The 24343-nt window shown below is 69.8% G+C and carries 16 protein-coding genes; 6 read left to right on the top strand and 10 right to left on the bottom strand.

The annotated features are described in order from the left end of the window. The first annotated feature begins 157 nt into the window (after positions 1-157). The 3 genes from AXE84_RS08540 to AXE84_RS08550 all read left to right on the top strand — a co-directional run bounded on the left by AXE84_RS08540 (position 158) and on the right by AXE84_RS08550 (position 4089). On the top strand, positions 158-1930 hold the full coding sequence (locus AXE84_RS08540; RefSeq protein ID WP_060957576.1) for a hypothetical protein: 1773 nt from the start codon (positions 158-160) through the stop codon (positions 1928-1930). Beyond that, positions 1927-2976 (top strand): hypothetical protein, encoded by a 1050-nt coding sequence (locus tag AXE84_RS08545; protein ID WP_060957577.1) that lies wholly within the window; start codon positions 1927-1929, stop codon positions 2974-2976. The genes AXE84_RS08540 and AXE84_RS08545 overlap by 4 nt, the downstream gene beginning before the upstream one ends. Before the next feature lie 165 nt (positions 2977-3141). Continuing rightward, positions 3142-4089, top strand: a complete 948-nt coding sequence (locus tag AXE84_RS08550; protein WP_020991698.1) for a tetratricopeptide repeat protein — start codon at positions 3142-3144, stop codon at positions 4087-4089. A 101-nt stretch (positions 4090-4190) separates the two neighbouring features. Here the strand turns inward: AXE84_RS08550 and AXE84_RS08555 are convergent, their stop codons facing one another. The 7 genes from AXE84_RS08555 to glgX form a co-directional block, all read right to left on the bottom strand. Continuing rightward, positions 4191-6557: a glycogen/starch/alpha-glucan phosphorylase gene (locus AXE84_RS08555; protein WP_060957578.1), complete on the bottom strand. Its 2367-nt coding sequence runs from the start codon at positions 6555-6557 to the stop codon at positions 4191-4193. 274 nt (positions 6558-6831) lie between these two features. Then, entirely contained in the window at positions 6832-9042 is a 2211-nt protein-coding gene (gene glgB, locus AXE84_RS08560) for a 1,4-alpha-glucan branching protein GlgB (RefSeq protein ID WP_060957579.1), read from the bottom strand. Positions 9043-9130: 88 nt separating this feature from the next. After that, positions 9131-10738 carry a phosphotransferase gene (locus AXE84_RS08565; protein WP_060957580.1) on the bottom strand — a complete coding sequence of 536 codons (1608 nt, stop codon included), beginning with the start codon at positions 10736-10738 and terminating at the stop codon, positions 9131-9133. Beyond that, positions 10738-12660 carry a maltose alpha-D-glucosyltransferase gene (gene treS, locus AXE84_RS08570; RefSeq protein ID WP_060958219.1) on the bottom strand — a complete coding sequence of 641 codons (1923 nt, stop codon included), beginning with the start codon at positions 12658-12660 and terminating at the stop codon, positions 10738-10740. Before treS ends, AXE84_RS08565 begins: the two co-directional genes overlap by 1 nt. Before the next feature lie 11 nt (positions 12661-12671). Further along, on the bottom strand, positions 12672-14831 hold the full coding sequence (locus AXE84_RS08575; RefSeq protein WP_269465408.1) for an alpha-1,4-glucan--maltose-1-phosphate maltosyltransferase: 2160 nt from the start codon (positions 14829-14831) through the stop codon (positions 12672-12674). Between the two features lie 131 nt (positions 14832-14962). Next, positions 14963-16075 carry a tryptophan--tRNA ligase gene (gene trpS / locus AXE84_RS08580; RefSeq protein ID WP_010613454.1) on the bottom strand — a complete coding sequence of 371 codons (1113 nt, stop codon included), beginning with the start codon at positions 16073-16075 and terminating at the stop codon, positions 14963-14965. A 72-nt stretch (positions 16076-16147) separates the two neighbouring features. Beyond that, the gene (glgX, locus tag AXE84_RS08585; protein ID WP_060957582.1) at positions 16148-18541 is read right to left on the bottom strand and encodes a glycogen debranching protein GlgX; all 2394 of its coding nucleotides are present in this window, start codon (positions 18539-18541) and stop codon (positions 16148-16150) included. A 202-nt stretch (positions 18542-18743) separates the two neighbouring features. Between glgX and AXE84_RS08590 the strand changes: the two genes are divergently transcribed. Both AXE84_RS08590 and AXE84_RS08595 read left to right on the top strand, forming a co-directional pair. Beyond that, positions 18744-19502 carry an electron transfer flavoprotein subunit beta/FixA family protein gene (locus tag AXE84_RS08590; RefSeq protein ID WP_060957583.1) on the top strand — a complete coding sequence of 253 codons (759 nt, stop codon included), beginning with the start codon at positions 18744-18746 and terminating at the stop codon, positions 19500-19502. A 97-nt stretch (positions 19503-19599) separates the two neighbouring features. Beyond that, the gene (locus AXE84_RS08595; protein WP_060957584.1) at positions 19600-20580 is read left to right on the top strand and encodes an electron transfer flavoprotein subunit alpha/FixB family protein; all 981 of its coding nucleotides are present in this window, start codon (positions 19600-19602) and stop codon (positions 20578-20580) included. Positions 20581-20624: 44 nt separating this feature from the next. Here the strand turns inward: AXE84_RS08595 and mnmA are convergent, their stop codons facing one another. Next, complete coding sequence (gene mnmA / locus AXE84_RS08600; RefSeq protein WP_060957585.1) at positions 20625-21800, bottom strand: tRNA 2-thiouridine(34) synthase MnmA; 1176 nt, start codon at positions 21798-21800, stop codon at positions 20625-20627. A gap of 410 nt (positions 21801-22210) precedes the next feature. Here mnmA and AXE84_RS08605 point away from each other — a divergent pair, with 410 nt between their 5' ends. Continuing rightward, positions 22211-22507 (top strand): hypothetical protein, encoded by a 297-nt coding sequence (locus AXE84_RS08605; protein WP_010613459.1) that lies wholly within the window; start codon positions 22211-22213, stop codon positions 22505-22507. A gap of 197 nt (positions 22508-22704) precedes the next feature. Here AXE84_RS08605 and AXE84_RS08610 read toward each other — a convergent pair whose 3' ends face one another. Both AXE84_RS08610 and AXE84_RS08615 read right to left on the bottom strand, forming a co-directional pair. Beyond that, positions 22705-23070 (bottom strand): DUF5655 domain-containing protein, encoded by a 366-nt coding sequence (locus AXE84_RS08610; RefSeq protein WP_010613460.1) that lies wholly within the window; start codon positions 23068-23070, stop codon positions 22705-22707. Between the two features lie 35 nt (positions 23071-23105). Further along, on the bottom strand, positions 23106-24338 hold the full coding sequence (locus AXE84_RS08615) for a cysteine desulfurase family protein (protein WP_060957586.1): 1233 nt from the start codon (positions 24336-24338) through the stop codon (positions 23106-23108). Positions 24339-24343: the final 5 nt, after the last annotated feature.

Raw genomic sequence — 24343 nt, forward strand, 5'->3', positions numbered from 1 at the left:
GTCTCGTTGTGATCTTCCGCCGAGGTCGGTGCGGTCGCAGGGTCCGTCATGCGATTCTGGTTCCCAGGCGGGCGCACGGTGAGCGCTCGCAGCGACACCCGGCTCCGCGTAGCCGACCGTCGTCCAACCGTGTCCGCGAGCATAGGAGATCCGCGTCGTGAGTCGACGTATCTTGAGCGTGGTGGTGACCGTCCTCGGACTGGTCCTCGTCGCCCTGGCCGTTTGCTCGGCCACCATCTGGAAACCCGGCTCCAAGGTCGAGGCGAAGCTGGCCTCCGGTCCTTCTCAGCCCTACGTCATCACGGCCCCCGGGGTTCTCAGTGGTGCGGAGTCCGACGTCACCGTGACGGCGAGCTCCTCCGACGGCAAGGACGTCCACCTCTTCGTGGCCAGGGCGGCCGACCTCGACGCCTGGATGAGCCCTGATGCCGACAAGGCGCTGCCCTACACGGTGATCACCGGCATCGACGCCGACGCCGGAAGCCTGGCCTCCAGGGATGAGACCCAGTACTGCCCGTCGGCCAACGCCGCTCCCGCTCCTTCCGCGGCGCCCTCCGCTCAGCCCTCCGCCTCCGCGCAGGCCGGCGGCTCTCAGTGCTCGGCGCGCAAGGCCACGGGCGTGACCGCCTCGGGCTCCGACATCTGGTTGGGGGAGAAGACGGGCGGCTCGTCTGTCACCTTCAACACCGGCAAGGATGCCGACCGCGCCATGCTGCCCCACAAGAACCTCGATGAGCAGATCGTGGTCATGGCCATGACCGACGGCAAGGCCTCGGCTCCGGGCCTGACCATCAGCTGGAAGCGCCAGGTGGAGACGCCCTGGTACTTCTACGGGGGACTGGTTCTGGGCAGCCTCTTCGTCCTGGTGGGGGCCTTCCTGTTCTTCATCGACCTCCAGCTGCGCCGCGCCAATGTTGATCGGCGCACCCGTTCGGCCGAGCGGGCGGCCCGCATCGCCAATGCCGACTCCGTCTCCACCGAGGGCATCCCCCAGGTGGATGATCCCGACCGACGGCTCTCCCGCCGAGAGCTGCGGGACAAGGAGCGCGCCGAGGCCTCGGGTGAGCCCTGGACCGACCCGCGCACTGGGCGCATCTACCTCGACGGCGTCGAGACGTCCTCCGCCTCCCAGGCACCTGAGACCCTCCCCACCGGCGGCTACGACTACGGCCCCGCCGTTGGGCTCAGTGCCGGCTCCGGCAGTGGGTTCGGTGATGGAGCCGACGTCGCCTACGGTGAGGGCCACGGCGGGCAGGGCGAGCATACGGTTGCCGGCGTCGCCCGAGGCGCGTCGGTCGTCCCCGGACTTGATGAGGCCGCCACCCAGCAGTACCGGGCCGCTCGGGAGCCGGAAGACCTCCTTGACGGTGAGGCGCTGGCCATCACCTCGGATGCTGCTCAGGTCTCCGACTCGTCGGCCTCCTTCAACCCCGCGGCTCTCAGCGACGCCGCCGGTATTGGTGTCGGTGGCGGTCACATGGCTGCGGGCGTGGACCAGGTCGCCGAGCAGTCCACCGGTGCCCCGGACCACTCCCGCTTCGCGCCTCCGGAGCACCACACCAGCCACGTGGCGGGTGGCAGCGATGAGCAGACCTTTGAGACTGACACCGCCGAGTTCCAGGACGCGGCACCCTCGGTACCGTCGCAGGAACCCGGTCTCCAGATGCCGACCGGATTCGCCCAGCCGGAGGTGAGTGACGCCTCGCTGAGCTGGAGTGAGCAGGAGGTCGAGCCGGCGCACGGGCCCACCTTCTCCCCGAGCGGTTTCGGGGACTCCTCTGCGACGTCGACCACCGTGTCCTGGCCCTCATACTCCGACGGCGTCGAGCTGCCTCCCCAGGCCGACCCCGCCGTCATCCAGGCCGTTGACGCCGAGCCCCTCAGTGAGCCAGACCCCACCGCGGACCCCGACAACCAGGAGCGCGCATGATGTCCACCCGTCGAGCCTTTCTGAGCGCAGGCAGTGCCTCCGCCATCGCCCTGAGCCTGGCCGCCTGCTCGCGGTCTCAGCCCAAGACCGCTGAGACCGTGGCCTCCGGTACGCCGATCGCCGAACCCGTCCTCAACGACAAGCAGCTCGAAGAGATTCTCCAGCGCGTCCAGACCGGCCTGGCAGCGGCGGACAAGGAGAAGAACGCGGACAAGCTCAAAGAGGTCATGTCCGGTCCGGCAGCGCGGATCCGCGCTGCCGAGTACGCCACCGCCTCCGCCAGCGGAAACGGCTCCGTCATCCACACCATGAACACCAAGATCCAGGGCGGGGGAGTGGGGCAGACCGTCGGCTTCCCCCGTAACGCAGCCGTCGCCTCGGAGAGCGACAAGAGCGTCTCGATCATCTCCCTGGAGCAGGGCTCGGCCCGGGACCAGTTCAAGGTGTGGGCCTGGGTGCAGGGGTTCGCCGCGCAGGCGAGCATTCCCGTGCTGACCAAGCAGTCGGCCCAGCACGCCAAGCAGGTGACGGCCGATTCCACCGGGCTGGTCGTCACCCCCAAGGCGGCTCTCGACGCCTACGTCGATGCGCTCAACCATCCTGACGGCGAGAACGGCAAGGCATTCCCTGACGACAACCTGCGTCAGAAGGTCCAGGACGCCCGAAAGACCGACCTGAGCAACTTGGGTGAGGTCACCGTCACGGCGGTCCCCGGTCAGGACGGGTTCCAGGGCCTCCAGCTGGAGGAGGGGGACGGCGGGGCGCTGGTCTTCACCACCCTGACCTACACGGTGGTCTACAAACGCACCGTCGACGGCTCCGACCTCACCCTGCAGGGTGACATTGCCGCCCACATGGGTGGCAACCAGAAGATCGTCGGCACCGTCACCGCCACCTACGACTCCATGGTCGCCTTCTCCATCCCCAAGGAGGGAAGCGGCGGGAAGGTGACCGTTCTGGGAGCCGAGACGGCGCTGATGAAGGTGGACCGGGACGACTCCAAGACGCCGGCCCCCACGGCATCGGCCTCGGCCAAGCCGTCCTGAACGTCACTGCCCCCGGCCCGGCTCCGTGACCGCTCGGAGCCGGGCCGCCGGCGCGCCCGGGCCTGTGAGCAGCGTGAGGCCCGCCAACCGCGCCGGCGTGCCAGGACACTGAAGACCCAGACCAACGAAGCAAACGGGCTGCGGCCCGAGGAAGGCAGAGCTGCCATGAGCATGTTCGGCGCCGTCGACCTATCCAGTCTCGCCCCCGCCACCAAGCCGACCGGCTCTACCAGCGGGGCGAGCCCCACTACCGGGGACCGCCCCACCGGAGCTGCCGGTTCCGGTCTGCCGGTGCCGCTCGTCGTTGACGTCGACGCCTCCAACCTGCGCGACGTCGCCGAGGTCTCCACCCAGGTCCCTGTCATCGTCGTCCTGCACAGCCCGCGCAGCCAGGCCAGTGCCGACCTCGCCACCGTCCTGGAGCAGCTCGCCGATCAGTACGCCGGCCGCTTCCAGGTGGCGCGCGTCAACGTGGATACGGCCCCGGAGGTCGCTCAGGCCCTCCAGGCTCAGGCCGTCCCCACTGTGGTGGCCCTCATCGCGGGCCAGCCGGTGCCGATGTTCCAGGGGGCGGTGCCCCAGGAGCAGCTGCACTCCGTCATCGACCAGCTGCTGGAGGTGGCCGCCGCCAACGGTGTCAACGGCACCATCGCCGTCGACGGCGCAGCTGGTGCCGGCACTGCTGAGGCCGAGCCCGAGGAGACCGAGGTCGAGCGGGCCGCCCGCGAGGCCATCGAGGCCGGCGACTTCGCCGCCGCTGAGGAGGTCTACACCCACGCCATCGCCCAGAACCCGGGCGACGACGACCTCAAGGTGGCCCGCAACCAGGTGCGCCTCATGGCCCGGCTGGACGGCCAGGACCCCCACGAGCTCCTCACAGCCGCCGACGCCGCGCCCACGGATCTGGCCGCGGCCCTGGCCGGTGCCGATGCCGCCCTGGCCCTGGGGGATGTCAATGCGGCCCTCGGACGCGCCCTGGAGGCCGTGCGCACCCACGCGGGGGAGGAGCGGGAGGAGGCCCGGCTGCGGCTGCTCGAGCTCTTCGAGGTCATCGGCTCCACTTCCCCGGAGGTCGCCCAGGCCCGCCGCCGACTGGCCACCATGCTCTACTGAGCCACGACGAACAGCCCTGCCGGGCGTTCTCGGCTCACCCAGTGCATGCACGAGCGCCCCTCACCGGTTGTGGTGAGGGGCGCTTGCTCATGCCGTGACGATCAGGCGATGGGCTCGGGGTCGATCTTCCAGACCTCGCGGGCGTAGTCGCTGATGGTGCGGTCGGAGGAGAAGCGGCCCGAGCGGGTGATGTTCACCCAGGCCTTGCGCTGCCAGGCGCGGGTGTCGGCGTAGTCGGCCGCCATGGCGTCCTTGGTCTCGCGGTAGGAGGCGAAGTCGCCCAGGACGTAGTAGACGTCGGCCGGCTCGTAGGAGGCCTCGAGCAGGCTGCGGCGCAGGTCGGCGAACCAGCCCGAGCCGTTGTCGTCCAGGGTGCCGTCGGTGAAGGCGTCCAGGACGCGCTTGAGACCGGGGACGTTCTCGTAGTGCCACACGGGGTCGTAGCTCTCACGCAGGGCGGGCAGCTCGTCCTCCGTGGCGCCGAAGATGTAGGCGTTGTCGTCACCGACCGCCTCCAGGATCTCCACGTTGGCGCCGTCGAGGGTGCCCAGGGTCAGGGCTCCGTTCATCATGAACTTCATGTTGGAGGTCCCTGAGGCCTCCTTGCCGGCCATCGAGATCTGCTCAGAGACGTCGGCGGCCGGGATGATGTGCTCGGCCGGGGAGACGTTGTAGTTGTGGACGAAGACGACCTTGATGGTCTCGGAGACCACGGGGTCGTTGTTGACCAGGTCGGCGATGGCGTTGATGAGCTTGATGATGGCCTTGGCCCGGATGTATCCGGGAGCGGCCTTGGCGCCGAAGATGAAGACCCGCTTGGGGACCTGCAGGCTCGGGTCCTGCTTCATGCGGAAGTAGAGGTCCAGGATGTAGATGGCGTTGAGCAGCTGGCGCTTGTACTCGTGGAGACGCTTGATCTGGACGTCGAAGATGGCCTCCGGGTCGATCTCGATCCCCTCGCGCTGGGCGATCCAGGCGGCGAAGTCCACCTTGTTGGCGTGCTTGATCTCCGCGAGGCGGTCGTAGACGGACTCGTCCACGGAGTCGGTGTGCTCGGCCAGAACGGAGAGGTCCTTGACCCAGGTGTCCGAGCCGGTGACCTCGTCCAGGAGCGCCGACAGGCGCGGGTTGCACTGGCGCAGCCAGCGGCGCGGGGTGACGCCGTTGGTCTTGTTGTTGAAGCGCTCGGGCCAGATGGCGTGCCATTCGCCCAGGGTTTCGCGCTTGATGATCTCTGTGTGCAGCGCGGCGACGCCGTTGATGGAGTAGGAGGCGTAGCAGGCGATCCAGGCCATGCGCACCTTGTCCCCGGAAATGGGGGCCATGTAGTCGATGGTGCCCTGCTCCAGGCCGCGCTCGGCCATCTCCATGCGGAAGCGGCGGTCGATCTCGCGAACAATCTCGGTGATGCGCGGGAAGAGGCGGTCGAAGATGGAGATCTCCCAGGTCTCCAGGGCCTCGGCCAGCACCGTGTGGTTGGTGTAGGCGAAGGTCTTGGTGACCACCTCCCAGGCCTCCTCCCAGCCCAGGTGGTGCTCGTCCAGGAGGATGCGCATCAGCTCGGGGATGGCGAGCACCGGGTGGGTGTCGTTGAGCTGGATGGCGTTGTAGTCGGCGAAGCCGGTCAGGTCCTCACCGTGGTGGTTGACGTAGTTCTCAACGATCTGCTGCAGGGAGGCGGAGCAGAAGAAGTACTGCTGGCGCACCCGCAGGACCTTGCCCTCGTAGGTGGTGTCGTTGGGGTAGAGGACACGGGAGATGTCCGAGGTGCGCTCGCGCTCGACGATCGCCTCGGTGAAGCGCTGGGAGTTGAAGGCGTCGTAGTCGAACTCCTCGAGTGGCTCGGCCTTCCACAGGCGCAGGGTCCCCACGTTCTTGGTGCCGTAGCCGGTGATGGGCATGTCGTAGGGGATGGCGCGCACAGTCATGTCCTGGTAGTGCACCAGGCGCTGGGCCTCCTCGTGGCGGATGACGAAGGGGTAGCCCTCCTCCATCCAGGGGTCGGGGTGCTCGGTCTGGAAGCCGTCCTCGAAGAGCTGCTTGAACAGCCCGTAGCGGTAGAGGATGCCGAAGCCGTTGACCGGCAGGTCGAGGGTGGCGCAGGAGTCGAGGAAGCAGGCGGCCAGGCGGCCCAGACCACCGTTGCCCAGGGCGGCGTCGGGCTCCTGCTCCAGGACGTCGCTGAGGCTGACGCCGAAGGAGCCGACGGCCTCGCGCGCCTCATCGATCATCCCCAGGTTGGAGAGGTTGTTGAGCAGGGCGCGACCCATGAGGAACTCGGCGGAGAAGTAGTGCTCCTGGCGCCCGGCGCTGTACTTCTGCTCGGTGGCGTACCAGTCGTCCGCGATGGTGTCGACGACGGCGGCGGACAGGCCCTGCCAGACCTCCATGAGGGTGGCTGCGGTCTCGGGTCGACCGGATACGGCGCGCACCTGCGCGGGGGCGCTCGTGACCAGCTTGTGTGTCATTCTTCTTCCCTTGTCAGGCATCGTGGTCGCCGACTGCAAGAGTTTTGCAGCGGACTGAAACATCGTACATCGACGGGGCCGGGCCGACCGGAGCGCGCAAGGGAACATGGCACCGGAGGCCGCGCGCCTGTGCGAGACAGGGCCCAGACTACCCGCTTATAGGCGATAGTGGTGGGCCGAGTTCACAGTTCTGATGACATGGCGAGCAACAGGCCGCGGTGGGGCGAGAGGTCCATGCCCCTCACCCCACCGCGGCGCGTGGTATCAGCCCGGGTCAGTCCTGAGCCGGACGCAGGAAGACCGCTCCCATCGGGGGGACCCGCAGGCGCACCGAGGCAGGGCGCCCGTTCCAGGGCAGGTCCTCGGCCTCGACCCGGCCCAGGTTGCCCACACCGGAGCCGCCGTAGTCCTCGGAGTCGGTGTTGAGGACCTCCTCCCAGTCCCTGGCGAAGGGCAGGCCCACCCGGTAGCCCTCATGCGGGGTGCCGGCGAAGTTGATGATGCAGACCATCAGGTCGGCCCGCCCGTCGGCGTCGGTCCCCTTGCGCAGGTAAGACAGGACGTTGTGGTCGCCGTCGCCGGCCTCGATCCACTCGAATCCGCGGTGGGAGAAGTCCTCCGACCACAGGGCCGGCGAACTCAGGTAGAGGCGGTTGAGGTCGCTGACCAGGGCGAGCAGCCCCTGGTGGCCGGGATCGTCCAGGATCCACCAGTCCAGGGAGGTATCGGCGTTCCACTCGGTTCCCTGACCGAACTCCTGGCCCATGAACAGCAGCTGCTTGCCGGGGTGGGACCACTGGTAGGCGTACAGGGCGCGCAGACCCGCCAGCTCCTGCCAGGGGTCGCCGGGCATCTTGGACAGCAGGGAGCCCTTGCCGTGGACGACCTCATCGTGGCTCAGCGGCAGGATGAACTGCTCGGAGAAGGCGTAGACGAGGGAGAAGGTCAGCTCACCGTGGTGGTAGCGGCGGTTGACGGGGTCCTCCGCCAGGTAGCGCAGGGTGTCGTTCATCCACCCCATGTTCCACTTCAGTCCGAAGCCCAGGCCGCCGTACTCGGTGGGGGCGGTGACGCCCGGCCACGCCGTGGACTCCTCGGCGGCCATGATGATTCCGGGGTTCTTGCGGTAGGCGGTGGCGGTGGCCTCCTGCAGGAAGCTGATGGCCTCCAGGTTCTCGCGGCCGCCGAACTGGTTGGGATGCCACTGGCCGTCCTGGCGCGAGTAGTCCAGGTAGAGCATGGAGGCCACGGCGTCGACGCGCAGACCGTCGGCGTGGAACTCCTGGAGCCAGTACAGGGCATTGGCGACCAGGAAGTTGCGCACCTCGTTGCGTCCGAAGTTGAACACGTAGGTGCCCCAGTCGGGGTGCTCGCCGCGCTGCGGGTCGGGGTCCTCGTACAGGGGGGTGCCGTCGAAGCGGGCCAGGGCCCACTCGTCCTTGGGGAAGTGGGCCGGCACCCAGTCCAGAATGACGCCGATGCCGGCCTGGTGGAGCTGGTCCACCAGGTAGCGGAAGTCGTCCGGGGTGCCGAAGCGCGAGGTGGGCGCGTAGTAGCTGGTGACCTGGTAGCCCCAGGAGCCGCCGAAGGGGTGCTCGGCCACCGGCAGGAACTCCACGTGGGTGAAGCCGGCCTCCTTGACGTAGGGGACCAGCTCCTTAGCCAGGCCGCGGAAGCCCAGTCCCTGGCGCCACGAGCCGACGTGGACCTCGTAGATGCTCATCGGCCCGCTGTGGGGGTCGGTGGTGGCGCGCTTGGCCATCCACTCCTGGTCCTCCCACTGGTGGAACTGGTCGGTGACCACCGAGGCGGTGGCCGGGGGGACCTCGGTGGCGCGGGCCATTGGGTCGGCCTTCTGGTGCCAGGAGCCGTCGGCGAAGCAGAGCTCGAACTTGTATCGCGCACCGACCCCGACGCCGGGCACGAACAGCTCCCACACTCCCGATGAGCCCAGGGAGCGCATGGCGGTGGCGGTGCCGTCCCAGTAGTTGAAGTCGCCGACGACGCGCACCGCGCGGGCGTTGGGGGCCCACACGGCGAAGGCGGTTCCCTCGACCTCACCCATGGGGCCGTCGTAGCGCTTGACGTGGGCGCCCAGGACCTCCCACAGCTCCTCATGGCGGCCCTCGGAGATGAGGTAGGTGTCCATCTCACCCAGAGTGGGCATGTAGCGGTAGGGGTCGTCGACGGTGGTGGTCTCGTCGCCGTAGGTGACCTTGATGCGGTAGTCGGGGATCTCCTGGCCGGGCAGGACCGCCACCCACACACCGTCCTGCTCATGGGTGGCCGGGTGGGTGCCGTCCTTGGTGACGACGACGACGTCGTCGGCCAGGTGACGGACGGTGCGGATGGTGACTCCGTTCTCGCCGACGTGGGCGCCCAGGACCTCGTGCGGGTCGTGGTAGCGCGCGTAGGCGACGTCAGCCAGAATCCAGGGGTCGACAGGGACAGGGGCGAGGTCCTTCTCAGGTGTGTTGGCGCTCATACAGCAACTCTTCCATGCGTTGGTGATTAACGGGTGCTTTTGGACGTCGGACCGATGGGGATAAGGGGAATGGAGGATCGTCGTGTGCTCAGCCCTCCGCGTGCTCGGACAGGACCGACTCGATCCCCGCCAGGGGGATGCCCAGCCAGTCGGGACGGTTACGGGCCTCGTAGACGGCCTCGTAGAGGGCCTTGTCCAGCTCCAGGCAGGTCAGGACCGTCTGGTAAGAGGCCTCGGCCTGCTCCTGGTCGCCGGATGCCGCTGGCGACGGGGTGAGCGAGCTGGTCTCCTGGCGTCCCAGGCGGTAGCCCTCCTCGAAGGCGGAGCGCACGGCGGGGAGCCAGTCGGGGTGGGGTGCCTTGCCCACGGCGGCGGCGTAGTCGAAGGAGCGCAGCATGCCGGCTACGTCCCGGGCCGGCAGGTCGGGGTCGGAGCGCTGGGCCAGGGGGCGCAGGGGCTCGCCCTCGAAGTCCAGGACGTACCAGCGCTGCTGGCCGCCGATCTCGTGAAGCACCTGCCCCAGGTGGTAGTCGCCGTGGATGCGGGTGGCCGGCTCCAGGGCGGGGAGCTCCTCGAGACGTGCCAAGGCCTGCTCCACCTTGAGCTCCAGGGCTCGGATGTGGCCGGAGAGCTCGGGCACCTCCTCCAGCGCCCACCGGGCGCGCTTGCGCAGGGAGGCAGCGAGCTCGGTCGGCGTTGGTGGTCGGCTCGTGCCCAGGGAGGCGGCCAGGTGGTGGTGCATCTGCGCGGTCGTGCGTCCCAGATCCCGGGCCAGCTCCACGGCGCGGGCCCGCACCGGTCCGTCGACGTCGTCGGTGGAGGCCAGTGAGCAGAACAGCTCGAAGCCGTCGTCGGCGCGGGGGACGAAGCTGCAGGCGACGGCCGAGTCGGTGGACTCCTCCAGGGCGGGCTGGCCGCAGCCGCCCATGCGCGTCCAGGTCATGGTGGACCAGGCCACCGGCGTGGGCACCCGGTCCCAGCCGCTGCGGGCCAGGGCCACCGACAGCTCCACGTCGGGATTGCGCCCGTGCTCCAGGACCCGCAGGAGCTTGACGATGAGGTCACCGGTGGCGGCGTCCTGCTCCCCAAGAGCCTCGGCGGGGTCGGAAGGGGCCGGCAGGATGACGGAGGTGTTGGACTGCTCCCCGGTGGTCACCCGCAGCCTCGGCGCCCGCTGGGCGATGGCCAGGGCTCCGGCCTCGCTCAGGACGGTGCCCGCCTTCAGCGTGCTCAGGGCCCAGGCCCGCCAGAAGGCCGGGTGATGGGCGCCGTCGACGAGCGCCACCTGCGTGGGTGACCCCTGAGAGCCGGTGGTCACCAGCAGGCCGTGGTTGCCGGGTGCTTCACCGGGGGTGGCGAAGGAGTCGAGCGCCTCGGCGGCCTCCAGGACCACCGGTACGTGCAGCAGCACCATGCCGTCGCGGTGACCGGTCTCGGCCTGGTTGCCCCGTAGGGCGGCGATGACGAGGTCTCGCACCCCCTCCTCCGGCTCCCAGGTTGCGATCACGCGCAGGGAGCCCGGGGGCGGTGCGGCGTCCCCCTTGAGGGGGAACCAGCGCCGTTGGAGCATCCACGGTTCCAGCGCAGCGAGGATCTCGGCATTGGTGGGCCAGGTCGATGGGGCTTGGGCGCTGCGCAGGGAGTGTGCCGGTACGGTGGTGGGCTGCGGTGCGGCGGAGATCGGTTCGTTGGGCATCAGACTTCCTCTGTCGGGTGGTTGTCGTGGTCGCCCTGGGGGGCGTTGTCGGGCTCAGTCCGGTCAACGGACAGCCAGTAGTATCCGCGCGCTCCCAGCGTCAGGGTGAGGCGGCCGCGCTCGTCAACGGGCGGGAAGGCGCAGCCGCCGAACAGGTCCGTGGTGCCCCTGCCCGCCAGCTCGGGAACCTCGATCGTCACCGACCGGGGGGTGGCCGAGAGGTTGGCGACGCACAGGAGGGTCTCCGCTCCCTCCATTGACGACTCGTCGCAGCGCGTGTGCGCCAGGATGGCGTCGTCGCTGGTGGAGCGCAGGAGGAAGCTCCCGCGTCCCAGGACGGGATGGGCGCGGCGCAGGTGCAGGATCCGCCGGGTGAAGTGCAGCAGCGAGTCGGGTCGGGCCATCTCTGTGGCCACCGTCAGGTGCGCGTAGCCGGGGGCCTGGATGAGTGGAAGCGTCAGGGCGCCGGGATCCACCACGGAGGAGAAGCCCATGTTGGGGGAGTCGTCCCACTGCATGGGGGTGCGCACGGCGTCGCGGTCCTCCAGCCAGATGTTCTCGCCCATGCCGATCTCGTCGCCGTAGTAGAGGCAGGGGCTGCCCGGCAGCGACAGGAGCAGGGCGTAGGCCAGCTCCACCTCGGCGCGGGAGGCGTCCAGGAGTGGGGCCAGGCGGCGTCGGATCCCGATGTTGGCGCGCATGCGCTCCTCGGGGGCGTACCAGGCGTACATCTGGTCGCGCTCGGCGTCGGTGACCATCTCCAGGGTCAGCTCGTCGTGATTGCGCAGGAAGGTTCCCCACTGCCCGTGGGCGGGAATATCAGGGGTCTTCTCCAGCACCCAGCGGATGGCCTCGGCCGAGCCCTGCCGCAGCGCGTAGAAGATGCGCGGCATGACCGGGAAGTGGAAGCACATGGTGCACTCGGGGGCCTCCTCGGTGCCGAAGTACTCCACGACGTCCTCGGGCCACTGGTTGGCCTCGGCCAGCGTGATGGTGCCGGGGAACTCCCGGTCGAGCATCTGACGGATCCCGGCGATGATCTCGTGGGTGCCGGCCAGATTCTCGCAGTTGGTGCCCTCCGACTCGGTCAGATAGGGGATGGCGTCGAGGCGGAAACCGTCCACCCCGGTGCGCGCCCAGAAGCGGATGACGTCGTGGATGGCCTCGATGACCGCCGGGTTGCGATAGTTGAGGTCGGGCTGGTGGGAGAAGAAGCGGTGCCAGTAGAACTGGCCGCGCTCGACGTCGTAGGCCCAGTTGGACTCCTCGGTGTCCACGAAGATGATGCGGGCGTCGTCGTAACCGGAGTCGTCGTCGGCCCACACGTAGAAGTCCCCGTAAGGGCCCTCCGGGTCCGAGCGGGAGGCCTGGAACCAGGGGTGGGCGTCCGAGGTGTGGTTGACGACCATGTCGATGATGATGCGGATTCCGCGCTGATGGGCCTGGTGGACCAGCTCGCGGAAGTCCTCCATCGTCCCGTAGCGCGGGTCGATGGCCGTGTAGTCGGAGATGTCGTAGCCGCCGTCGCGCACGGGCGAGGGGTAGAAGGGTGGGATCCACACGCAGTCCACGCCCAGCCACGCCAGGTAGTCCAGGCGGGAGATGAGCCCGCGCAGGTCTCCGATGCCGTCGCCATCGGAGTCGGCGAAGGAGCGCAGCAGCGCCTCGTAGAAGACCGCCGTGCGGAACCACTCGGGGTCCGCGCTCAGGCCGGGGCGGGCCTGGGCCGGCAGGGCCGGCACCCCGGGGATCGGTGGGGCCACCGCCAGCGGCATGGGGATCCCGCTGCCGGGGGTGGGGATCGCCGACATCTGGGCCGCCACGGGCGCCGTGACGGGCACGCCCGCCGCGGGCTGGCCGAAGGCTCCACCCGGCGCTGCGGTTGGAGTCTCGCTGCCGGGGGGCACCTGGGCAGTACTCATCGGATCGGTGCTCACAGCGGCTCCACGGAGAAGACGTGGGCGACCTGCCCGGCGAAGGGGTCGAGGCGCACATAGTTCTGCCCCGACCACTCGTAGGAGTCTCCGGTGAGCGCGTCGGTCACCCGCACCACCGGGTGCGAGGCGTCCACCCAGCCCGGCAGGCCCAGGGCCTCCAGGTTGAGGTAGACCTCGCCGGCCCTCGCTCCGTGAGGGTCGAGGTTGACCACCGTCAGGACGACGTCGTCCTTGCCCGTGGGGCTGTGGAAGGCGTCCACCCGCTTGGAGTAGGCGAGGATCTGGTCATCGCTCGTGGGGTGGAAGTAGATGTCCCGCAGCTGGCGCAGTGCCGGGTGGGCGGTGCGGGCGGCGTTGAGGCGCGTGAGCAGGTCCTCGATGCCGTTGCGGCGAGCGGCGGCGAAGTCACGCGGCTTGTACTCGTACTTCTCGTTGTCGATCTGCTCCTCATAGCCCGGGCGCGGTGTGGACTCGGCCAGCTCGTAGCCCGAGTAGATGCCCCAGGTCGGGCTGAGCGTGGCCGCCAGGACGGCGCGCAGCTTGAAGGCCGGCACCTTCCCGTTGGTCATGAAGGGGGTGAGGATGTCGTGCGTCGTGGGCCAGAAGGCCGGGCGCAGCAGGTGGGCGGTGTCCTTGCTGAGCTCCATCATGTACTCGATGAGCTCGTCCTTGGTGTTGCGCCAGGCGAAGTAGGTGTAGGACTGGTGGAAGCCGATCATGCCCAGGGTGCGCATCATGGCGGGGCGGGTGAAGGCCTCGGCCAGGAACAGCACCTCGGGGGACTCGGCGTGGATCTCGGCGATGAGCCGCTGCCAGAATGGCAGGGGCTTGGTGTGGGGGTTGTCCACCCGGAAGATCGTCACCCCGTGCGCGATCCAGGTGCGCACGACCTCCAGGATCGCCTGGTAGATGCCCTCGGGGTCGTTGTCGAAGTTGAGCGGGTAGATGTCCTGGTACTTCTTGGGCGGGTTCTCGGCGTAGGCGATTGAGCCGTCGGCCAGGACCGTGAACCACTCGGGGTGCTCGGCCACCCACGGGTGGTCCGGGGAGCACTGGAGCGCCAGGTCCAGGGCCACCTCCATGCCCAGCTCGCGCGAGCGCGCCACCAGGGCGTCGAAGTCCTCGAAGGTGCCCAGGTCGGGGTGGATGGCGTCGTGGCCGCCGTCGGGGGAGCCGATGCCGTAAGGGGAGCCGGGGTCGCCGGGACGCGCCGTCAGGGTGTTGTTGCGGCCCTTGCGGTTGGTCAGGCCGATGGGGGAGATGGGCGTGAGGTAGAGGACGTCGAAGCCCATGGCCGCGATGCGGTCCAGCCGCTCGGTCGCGCTGCGCAGTGTCCCCGAGTGCCAGGTGCCGTCCTCGCCGGCTCCCGAGCCCAGCGAGCGCGGGAAGATCTCATACCAGGAGCCGGTCAGGGCGCGCTCGCGGTCCACCTGGAGGGGGTACTCGGCGGAGGGCGAGACGTGGTCGCGCAGCGGCAGGCGTTCCAGGGCGGCCTGGACCGAGTCCGACAGGCCCGCGGCCAGGCGGTCGGCCACGGGGTTGGAGGGGTCGCGCATGATCCATACGGCGTCGTTGAGGGCCTTGACTCCCTCCTCATCGCGCCCCTCAAGGGCCGCTGCCCGGTCCAAGACGCGGGCGCCCTCCTCCAGCATGAGCTCGACGTCGATGCCGGCGGGCACCTTGATGCCGGCGTCGTGGCTCCAGGTGGCGTACGGGTCCGACCAGCCCTCGACGCGGAAGTGCCAGTCCCCGGGGGCGTCGGGCGCCACGGAGGCCTCATAGCGGTCCAGTCCCGGGGCGATGTCGTGCATGCGGGCGCTGGGGCCGTCGCTGCCGTCAGGACGCACCAGGACCGCGGTGGCGCCGAAGCGGTCGTGCCCCTCGCGGAAGACGGTGGCGCGGATCGGAATGACCTCGCCGACGACGGCCTTGGCCGGCCAGCGCCCGTCCTCAACGACGGGGAAGACCTCGGTGACCGGGATCCGGCCGATCAACGAGAACGGGGCCGGCTGCGGTGCCGCGCAGGCCGCGGACGACCCCGACGGCGCGGTCTGCGTCCCGGTGCCCTGAGCGGGTGCGTCGGTGGGAGCGGCAGAGGACTTGGAGGGACGGGTGGACTGCTTCTTGCCGGCCTTCGGCGTCGTGTTCGGAGTCACAGGGCCAAGACTACGGTGAGAAACGATCTGAGTCACATGTCGGCCCGCAGGACGCGGATCGGCCCGGTACGCGCGTCGCGAACCGGGCCGACCGGGTGGCTGGACAGGTCGGCTCTGCGGCCGACAAGCCGTCAGTAGTTCATCTGCATGGCGGTGCGGACGTCGTCGAGCGTCCGGTTGGCGACCTCGTTGGCCCGGGCGTTGCCCTGCCCCAGGACCTCCAGGAGGTAGTCCTCGTTGGCCGCCAGCTCGGCGCGACGGGCCCGAATGGGGGAGAAGAACTCGTTGACGGCCTCCGTGGTGACCTTCTTGAGCGTGCCCGCTCCGCCGTCACCGATGCGCTCGGCGATCTCCTCGGGAGCGCCCGCCCCGCACAGGGAGGCCAGCATCAACAGGTTGGAGACCTCGGGCCGGTTGGCCGGGTCGTAGGTGATGACGCGCTCGGAGTCCGTCTTGGCCTTCTTGAGGGCCTTGGCGGTCTCATCGGCGCTCATGCGCAGCTCGATCGTGTTGTGCCGCGACTTGCTCATCTTCTCCCCGTCCAGGCCCAGCAGCATCGGGGCCTGACTGAGCAGCGCCTCGGGGCGGCGGAAGACCGGGTGGTCCTTGACCGCCCGCCCGTAGCGCTTGTCGAAGCGCTGGGCGATGAGTCGGGCCTGCTCCAGGTGGGGGAGCTGGTCCTTGCCGACGGGCACGAGGTTGGCCTGGCAGAAGAGGATGTCGGTGGCCTGGTGGACCGGGTAGGTGAGCATCAGTCCGCTCATGGCCCGCCCGTCGGTGGCCTCCAGCTCCGACTTCACCGTGGGGTTGCGGTGCAGCTCGGACTCGGTGACCAGGGAAAGGAAGGGCAGCATCAGCTGATTCTGGGCGGGGACCGCCGAGTGGGCGAAGATCGTCGAGCGCTGCGGGTCCACGCCCACCGCCAGGGCATCGGTGACCAGGGACAGGACCCGCTCGCGAATGGGGCCCACGCCGTCGCGGTCGGTGATGACCTGGTAGTCGGCCACGAGGATCCAGGTCTCCACGCCCGCGTCCTGGATCGTCTTCCAGGAGTGCATGGTGCCGAAGTAGTGGCCCAGGTGCATGTTCCCGGTGGGGCGGACCCCGGTGAACATCCGGTAGCGGCCGGGGTTGACGGCGATATCGGCCTCGATCTCGGCGGAGCGGGCGATGGATCGGGCCAGGGAGGCGTCATTGGTGGCGTTGGCCAGGGCCTCCTCGGCCGCGGTGGGGGTCTGAGTCATGGCCCCATCCTAGGGGGTGCGCTGCGGCGGCAGGCCGACGGTGGCCCGTCCTGTGGGCGCAGTGGTGCCGGCTCAGTGCGCCTCGGCGCCCGGGCTCAGGGTCTCCAGCGGTTCGCCGGAGAAGTAGACCCGCAGGGACAGCGCCTCCAGCATCGTCGTGTCGCCCGGCCGGTCCTGGTGGCAGTCCGTGAGACTCTCGGCGGCATGAACCTCGGAGCCGTTGGCCACGGTCTTGACGTCCTTGACCTCGCCGGCGTCGTCGGTCTCGATGATGACGTCGGCCGGAGTGTCCTGGGGGCTTCGGCTTACGCGCCGTGCCTGGGAGAAGGGCGCGGTATGAGGTTGGGGGACCGCCCAGGTCGAGTCCCAGGCCAGGTGCCAGTCGGTCCCGCGCCCCTCGGGCAGGACGACGTCGACCTGATCCAGGGCGCCGTTGATGACCACGAGCATGTCGTCGTCGTTCCAGAGGCGGCCCGAGCGCAGCATCTGGACCACGCGAGTGTGCGGGTCGTGCCAGGAGTCCCCGTCCATCGGTGCGGCATCCGCCCGATACCAGGCCAGGTCCGCGATCGTGTCACCGTCCAGGACCTGTCCGGTGGCGAAGCGCGAGGGACGTGCCACCGGGTGGGTGTGGCGCAGGTGGATGAGGAAGCGCGTCGTGGCGACCAGATCTCGCTGCCAGACCTCCAGGTTCCAGTCCACCCAGGAGAGCACGGAGTCCTGGCAGTAGCAGTTGTTGTTGCCCTGCTGGGTGCGTCCCATCTCGTCGCCGGCCACCAGCATGGGGGTCCCGGCGCTCAACAGGACGGTGGCCAGCAGGTTGCGCATCGACCGGCGGCGCAGCACCTCGATCGGCCCGCCGTTGATGCCCTCGACGACGTCCCCCTCGAAACCGTGGTTCCAGGAGCGGTTGTTGGAGTTGCCGTCGCGGTTGTCCTCCTTGTTGGCCAGATTGTGCTTGTGGTCGTAGACCACCAGGTCGCGCAGGGTGAAGCCGTCGTGCGCTGCCACGAAGTTGACCGAGCCCAGCGGGCCGCGGCCGCCGGGGAACTCCCCGTGGCTGAACAGGTCCGCGCTGCCCGACAGGCGCGTGGCCAGGTCGCGCAGGTCCGAGCCCAGACGGCCCTTGGAGATCTCCGAGGCGTCATGTAGCCAGAAGGAGCGCGTGGTGTCGCGGAAGTGGTCGTTCCAGTCCTGGAAGGGCTCGGGGAACTGGCCGGTGCGCCAGCCGCCGGGTCCCACGTCCCAGGGCTCGCTGATGAGCTTGACGGTGCTGAGGACCGGATCCGTGGCGATGGCCGTGAGCAGCGGGTGACGCGGCGAGAACTCCGCGGCGTGGCGCCCCAGGGTGGTGGCCAGGTCGAAGCGGAAGCCGTCTACCCCGACCTCAGTGACCCAGTAGCGCAGCGAGTCCAGAACCAGGCGGATCGCACCCGTGGCCCGGAAGTCCACCGTGTTGCCGGTGCCGGTGACATCCATGTACTGCGCCGGCAGGTAGGGGGCGTGCAGGTAGTAGTCCAGGTTGTCCAGGCCGCGCAGGCTCAAGGAGGGGCCGTCGACACCGCCCTCACAGGTGTGGTTGTAGACGACGTCGAGCACGACCTCCAGGCCGGCCTCGTGGAGCATGGAGACCATGCCGCGCACCTCGTCCAGGACCGCCTGCGGGCCGGCCGCACGCGCCGCGGCTGTGGCGTAGGAGGGCTCGGGTGCGAAGTAGCTCAGGGTGGAGTAGCCCCAGTAGTTGGTCAGGCCCCGCTTGGTCAGGAAGGGCTCGCTCACTGAGGCGTGGATCGGCAGCAGCTCGATTGTGGTGATCCCCAGGCCCTTGAGATGCTCGACCGTCACCGAGTGGGCCAGCCCCGCGTAGGTGCCGCGCAGATCCTCGGGCACGCCCGGCAGCTGGTAGGTCAGACCCTTGACATGGGCCTCGTAGATGACGCTGCGCTCGCGGGGCACGCGCGGGCCCGGAACCACCGGGAAGGTGTCGCCGGTGACCACGCCGACGGCGGTGCTGCCGGCCGAGTCCAGGTGCGAGGGCAGCCACGGCTCGGCCGCAGGGACCAGGTCGTCGGTGACCTCGTGGGCGTAGACGGCCGGCCCCAGGTCCACGTGGCCGTCCAGGGCCCGGGCGTAGGGGTCCAGCAGCAGCTTGCGGGGGTTGTAGAGCAGGCCCTCGTGCGGCTTCCAGTGGCCGTGGGCGCGGTAGCCGTAGCGCTGACCGACGCCGACGCCGGGGACGTGCGCGCTCCACAGACCCCGCAAGGGCCCGTGCATCCCGATCCGGGTCTCCTCCACCACGGCGCCGTCGGCACCCAGGGTCAGCAGGCACAGGTCCACGGCAGTGGCATGCGGGGCGTGGACAGCGAAGTCCGCGCCGTCTCCGTTGAGAGCGACGCCCAGGCCGTGGTCGGGAGCTCCTGGCAGCTCGGCGCGCGGTGCTGGAGCGGGCTCTGGCATCGAAGACATGGGCCCATTGTCCTGGCGGCCGCTGGTTGCTACCACTTGAAGGGACGTGAGGTCTCCCTCGTAGGAGTGCGCCCCGTCGCGTTCAATCCACCCGCCGTGACTGCCTCGTCATCATCGCGTCATCCCGGTCCTCGTCCTGACGCCGTGTCAGGGTGACTGAGCGCTCAGTGGTGAGATGCCGCTGTTATGGCAACCTTAAGCCATGAGAATCGTGGTCTGCATCAAGCACGTTCCTGACGTTCAGTCCGAGCGTCGCATCGAGGACGGTCGCCTCGTGCGCGGCGAGGAGGACGTCCTCAACGAGCTCGACGAGAATGCCGTCGAGGCCGCCGTCGCCCTGGCTGAGGAGGCCGACGGCGAGGTCATCGCCCTGACCATGGGGCCGGAGGATGCTGAGGACGGGGTGCGTCGCGCCCTGCAGATGGGGGCCGACTCCGGGGTCGTCGTGGCCGATGACGACCTGGCCGGCGCCGACGTCGTCACCACCGCCCGGGTCCTGGCCGCCGCGATCGAGCGCATCGGCGAGGTCGACCTGGTCGTCACCGGGATGGCCTCCCTGGACTCCATGACCTCCATGCTGCCCGGCGCCCTGGCCGCAGCCCTGCACCGTCCGGCCGTCACGCTGGCCAACCACCTCGAGGTCGATGGCGGCGCCGTGACCGTCACCCGCACCGTGGGCACCGTCCGCGAGGTCCTCAGCGCGCCGCTGCCCGCGCTCGTCAGCGTCACCGACCAGGCCAACGAGCCCCGCTACCCCAACTTCGCCGCCATGCGCGCCGCGAAGAAGAAGCCCATCGACTTCTGGGACGCCTCCGAGCTCGGACTCCAGATCACCGAGCCGGCCGTCGCAGTCGTCGACGACGAGGCCCGACCCGCTCGTGAAGCCGGCATCATCCGCACCGACGCCGGAGAGGCGGGCCGTGAGCTCGCCGCCTGGCTCGTGGAGAACAAGCTCGTCTGACGGCCGGCCGCAGCGCCCGCCCACGTCCCGGCAGGGGCGCTGGACGCCGTCGCGCCGCCCGTCTGCCTCCTACCACTCGCGAAAGAAGCTGATTCCCATGCTCGATGCCCCCCTGCTCGTCCTCGTCGATCTTGAGACCACCGAGGCCACCCCCACCGGCCCCAGCCTGGAGCTGCTTACCGCTGCCCGGGAGCTGACCGGCGGCGACGTCGTCGCCCTGGCCCTCCAGCCCCTGGGCGAGTCCGCCTCAGCGGCCCTGGCCGGCGCCGGAGCCACCCGCCTGCTGTCCGCCGACCTGGGTGAGGCCGCCCACCTGCCCGCCACCGCGGCCGACGCCGTCGTGGCGGCCGTCGGCGCCGTCCAGCCCGCCGCGGTCCTGGTCGTCTCCGACTACCGCGGCAAGGAGCTGGCCGGACGGGCAGCCGTTGTGCTCGGCTCGGCCTGCGTCTCCGACGTCACCGCCCTGGAGGCCGCCGGCACCGAGCTGCGTGCCTCCAAGCTGGTCCTGTCCGGCTCCTGGTCCACCACCGCCGGCGTCGCCTCGGGCGGCTCCGCACCGATCATCGCCGTGCGCCCCGGGATCGCCGAGGTCGCTGCGGCCGAGGGCGCCCCCCTGACGGCCGAGCCCCTCGAGGTTCCCGTGAGCGCTGAGGCCGCCGCCGTGCGCCTCGTCTCGCGCGAGGCCACCTCCGTGGCCTCCGGTCCGGTCCTGAGCGAGGCGCGCACCGTCGTCGTGGGTGGCCGCGGCGTGGACGGCGACTTCGACCTGGTCCGCTCCCTGGCCCAGCCGCTCGACGCTGCCGTCGGGGCCACCCGCGTGGCCTGCGACGAGGGCTGGATCGAGCGCAGCGCCCAGATCGGTCAGACCGGGGAGACCATCTCCCCGCGCCTGTACATCGGCCTGGGCGTCTCCGGCGCTGTCCACCACACCAGCGGCATTCAGGGGGCCGGCACCGTCGTCGCCATCTGCGACGACTCCGAGGCTCCGATCTTCGAGATGGCCGACTTCGGCGTCGTCGGCGACGTCACCGAGGTCGTGCCCCAGCTCGTCGAGGAGCTCGCCAAGCTGCGCGGCTGAGTCTCGCTTCATCGCCCCGGACTCGCTCGCGGCCGGACGGGACGTCAGGCGACGGCGTGGCTGGAGGCCTGCGCGGGGGCAACAGTTGCCTGGGCCAGGACCTGGTCGCCGTCGGCCCCGCCGTAGATGACCAGGCTCTGACCGGCGGCCACGCCACGCAGGGGCATGGCCAGCTCGGCGTGTAGGAGGCCGCGCGCCGCATCGACGCGGACCCTCGCCGGGACCGGGCGGCCGTGGGCGCGCACCTGGACGCTGGCCTCCTGCCAGCCGACGGCGGGGGAGTCGTCAGAATCAGTGCTGCCGGTGGCGAGAGGTTCGGGGTCGGCGAGAAGAACGAGCCCGTCGCCGTCGACCGCGGTGCGGCTGAGCAGTTCCTCGGGGCCGACGACGACTTCGTTGGTGGCCGGGCGCGTCTCGATGACGTAGCGGGGGCGGCCGTCCTCGGCCGGGCGGGACAGGCCCAGGCCCTTGCGTTGGCCGACGGTGAAGCCGAAGTAGCCCTGGTGGGTGCCCAGGACCTCGCCGTCGGGGGAGACCATGGCGCCCTCGTGGGCGCCGAGCGAGCGGGTCAGGAAACCGCGGGTGTCTCCGTCGGCCACGAAGCAGATGTCGTAGGAGTCCGGCTTGGAGGCCACCGGTAGGCCCCGGGACTCGGCCTCGGCGCGCACCTGTGCCTTGGAGGGGGCATCCCCCAGGGGGAAGAGGGCCCGGGCCAGGCCCTCGCGGCCGGAGACGGCCAGAACATAGGACTGGTCCTTGGCGGCATCGACAGCGCGGCGCAGCGTGAGCCCCTCAGTGTCACCGGGGCGGCCGGAGGAGGCGCCGCCGCTCAGTCGCGCGTAGTGGCCGGTGGCGACGGCGTCGAAGCCCAGGGCCAGGGCCCGCTCGAGGAGGGCGTCGAACTTGACGCGCTCGTTGCAGCGCACACAGGGGTTGGGGGTGCGCCCGGCGCGGTACTCGTCGAGGAAGTCGGACACGACGCGCTCCTCGAATTCCTCGGACAGGTCCCACACGTAGAAGGGGATGCCCAGGATCTGGGCGGCCCAGCGGGCGTCGGCGGAGTCCTCGATGGAGCAGCAGCCGCGTGAGCCCGAACGGGTCTGGGCCCGGTTGCGGGTCAGGGCCATGTGGACGCCCACGACCTCATGGCCGGCGTCGACGGCGCGCGCCGCGGCCACGGCGGAGTCGACTCCGCCGGACAGGGCGGCCAGGACGCGCACGGGGGTCTCCTTCAGGCAGGCGGGTAGATGTTGCAACGGCCGTGGCAGGCTACCGCAGGTCGGTGGCCGCCAGGCAACTGGGAGAGCCCAGGGGGACCTCGTGGCGCCCGGCATGGACGGCGTTGAGGGAGGAGATGTCATACCTGACGAGTGCGTCCCTGGCATCGGCAGCTTCACCCGGCCCCTTCGCGCTCAGTGTTGATGCTTGGGGTTCTTCGTTTTCCGTCGGGGGAGTGCAAGCGCATTCTCAGCGTGGTGGGTGAGCATGTGACGGTAGTGCCCAGGCACGTTCCAACAGCGTCCGACCAGCGGCATCATGCTGTCCGTCGGGCTCGACTCGACAAAGGCGTGGCAGTGCGTGTCAGTGTGCTCATGGTGCTCATGCCTCATCGTTCACGAAAGGAGCCGCGATGTCCGATGCGTGGTTGGCCTTCTTGGTTGTTTTCGCCATGCTGTTGGCGATCTGGCGGATAGCAGATGGTCGAGAGCATCCGATGTCGAAGAGCGAGCAGGAACGCATGTTCTTCCGGCAGACCTACAGTCTGTCGATCGATCGCATGCTCTCGGAGAGTCCGCTGGATCGAGACGAGGTACGGCGCCTGCGTGACTCCGGGAGAAGCGACGGGAGTGCGCGAGCCATTAGGTACGTCCAAGAATGGGACCCCGTTCCTCGGGATATTGCCGCCCAGTTCGTCGACCGCGTGTGAGAGGGGCTGCGCGCTGGATCGGGAACTGCGTTCTTTGCCCAGGACGTACTTTTCCCCCACACGACTGCTGACGGACTCCAGTCGTTTGGGGGACATCGCAGTCCTCGGCCACCAAGTACGTCCCCGATGACCAAGAACTCGGGCTCCAGAGCGGATGGCCGGCCGCATGGTGCCTTTGCGCTGCTGTTGAGGGGTGCTCACCGGGCGGCGAACTCGTAACCGGCGCGAATGAGGTCCCTGAGCCAGTCGCTCTGCGCGGCCTCCATCGTCTTGACGACGACGTGGTGGTTCCACCTGTTCGCACTGACCTGGTCGACGCGGTGGACGTGCGGATCCTCCACGGGACGATCGAGCCTCACGTTGAGGAACAGGGTGCCGTCGCCCGTCCTCTCATAGGCCCAGACCCACAGGAACTTCCGGTTGATGGAGAAGCTCACCTGGGCCGTCAGGTGCTTGGTGACGGAGCCGAGCGAGAGTGCGTATGACTCGATCGCCGTGTACATGGCGGCCGACGCATGCTTGCCGCTGAAGTCGCCGATCATCTTGTTCGAGGTGGTGGGCATGCGGTGCTCCTCGTGAGTCGTCGGACTGGATGCTGCTACAGGCGCGTCCCGGCCGTCTTGTGCGTCACTCTCCAGGCGCGCCTGGCCCCCTCCAGGGCGGCGGGCAGGGCGGCGAGTAGGCGCTCGACGTCGTCGGGGCTCGTCTCCTGGCCCAAGGAGCAGCGCAGCGTGGAGCGGGCCGGCCCCTCCTCAAAGCCCATCGCCAGGAGCACATGACTGGGCTGGGTAACCCCGGCGTGGCAGGCCGACCCCGCCGACGCATCAATCCCCGCCAGGTCCAGGGCCATGAGCAGCGCCTCGACGTCGGCCTCCTCGAACCACAGGTGCGCCGTCGAGGCCACATGATCGGCACCTTCCGGCAACGTGGCGTGAACGCCCGCAAGCGCCCCGGCCCCCTCCAGGATCCGACGTCGCAGCGCCGCCAGCCGGGCCTCCTGCTCCTCCCGCTCGGCGACCGCCAGCTCCACCGCCAGGGCCAGCGCCCGGGCCGCCACCACGTCCTGAGTGCCTGAGCGGAGTCCCCGCTCCTGACGGCCCCCGCCCGTGGCCGGCGTCAACGCCAGGTCGCGGCGAACCACCAGGGCCCCCACGCCCACCGGCGCCCCCAGCTTGTGCCCCGTCAGGCTCATCGCATCCAGGCCCCAGCCATGGAAGTCCACCGGAACCTTCCCCAGTGCCGCCACCACGTCGGAGTGGATGGGCACGTACCCGCTCTCGCCGGGACGCCTGCCGCCACTGGCCTCCCGCACGCGCTCCACCAGCGCCGCCATGTCCTGCACCACGCCGGTCTCATTGTTCGCCGTCATCACCGACACCAAGGATGCGGGGGAATGGTCGGTACTGCCCGCCGGCACCAGCGCCCGATCCACCGAGTCGAGCTCGACCCGCCCCGCGCCGTCAACCTCCAGCAGGCTCAGCCCCGCCCCCAGCTGTTCCACGGCGGTGCGCGCCGAGTCCAGAACCGCCGGGTGCTCAATCGGAGAGACCACCAGCCGCCCGCCCGGCACCGCGCGCGCCCGCCCCGAGACCACCAGGGCATCGGCCTCCGTCCCACCGGAGGTCAGCAGCACCTCATGCGCATCCACCCCCAGGGCACTGGCCAGGCGGGCACGCGCTTGCGCCAGCAGGGCCCCCACCCGCCGGCCCGCAGTGTGCTGCGCACTCGGATTCGCCCAGCCACCCAGCCCACTGGCCAGGTCCTCGGCAACCTGCTGGGCGACCTCGGGACGGACCGGGGCCGAGGCGGCATGATCGAGATAGGTGCGCACGCCCC

Source organism: Actinomyces oris, from assembly GCF_001553935.1.
GTDB classification, from domain to species: domain Bacteria; phylum Actinomycetota; class Actinomycetes; order Actinomycetales; family Actinomycetaceae; genus Actinomyces; species Actinomyces oris_A.

Coding starts and splice junctions, on each gene's coding strand:
- AXE84_RS08610 (WP_010613460.1), bottom strand. CDS start 23,070: ATGCCCACCACCTCGAACAAGATGATCGGCGACTTCAGCGGCAAGCAT.
- treS (WP_060958219.1), bottom strand. CDS start 12,660: ATGAGTACTGCCCAGGTGCCCCCCGGCAGCGAGACTCCAACCGCAGCG.
- AXE84_RS08555 (WP_060957578.1), bottom strand. CDS start 6,557: ATGACACACAAGCTGGTCACGAGCGCCCCCGCGCAGGTGCGCGCCGTA.
- AXE84_RS08565 (WP_060957580.1), bottom strand. CDS start 10,738: ATGCCCAACGAACCGATCTCCGCCGCACCGCAGCCCACCACCGTACCG.
- AXE84_RS08590 (WP_060957583.1), top strand. CDS start 18,744: ATGAGAATCGTGGTCTGCATCAAGCACGTTCCTGACGTTCAGTCCGAG.
- AXE84_RS08550 (WP_020991698.1), top strand. CDS start 3,142: ATGAGCATGTTCGGCGCCGTCGACCTATCCAGTCTCGCCCCCGCCACC.
- glgX (WP_060957582.1), bottom strand. CDS start 18,541: ATGTCTTCGATGCCAGAGCCCGCTCCAGCACCGCGCGCCGAGCTGCCA.
- AXE84_RS08605 (WP_010613459.1), top strand. CDS start 22,211: ATGTCCGATGCGTGGTTGGCCTTCTTGGTTGTTTTCGCCATGCTGTTG.
- glgB (WP_060957579.1), bottom strand. CDS start 9,042: ATGAGCGCCAACACACCTGAGAAGGACCTCGCCCCTGTCCCTGTCGAC.
- AXE84_RS08595 (WP_060957584.1), top strand. CDS start 19,600: ATGCTCGATGCCCCCCTGCTCGTCCTCGTCGATCTTGAGACCACCGAG.
- AXE84_RS08545 (WP_060957577.1), top strand. CDS start 1,927: ATGATGTCCACCCGTCGAGCCTTTCTGAGCGCAGGCAGTGCCTCCGCC.
- trpS (WP_010613454.1), bottom strand. CDS start 16,075: ATGACTCAGACCCCCACCGCGGCCGAGGAGGCCCTGGCCAACGCCACC.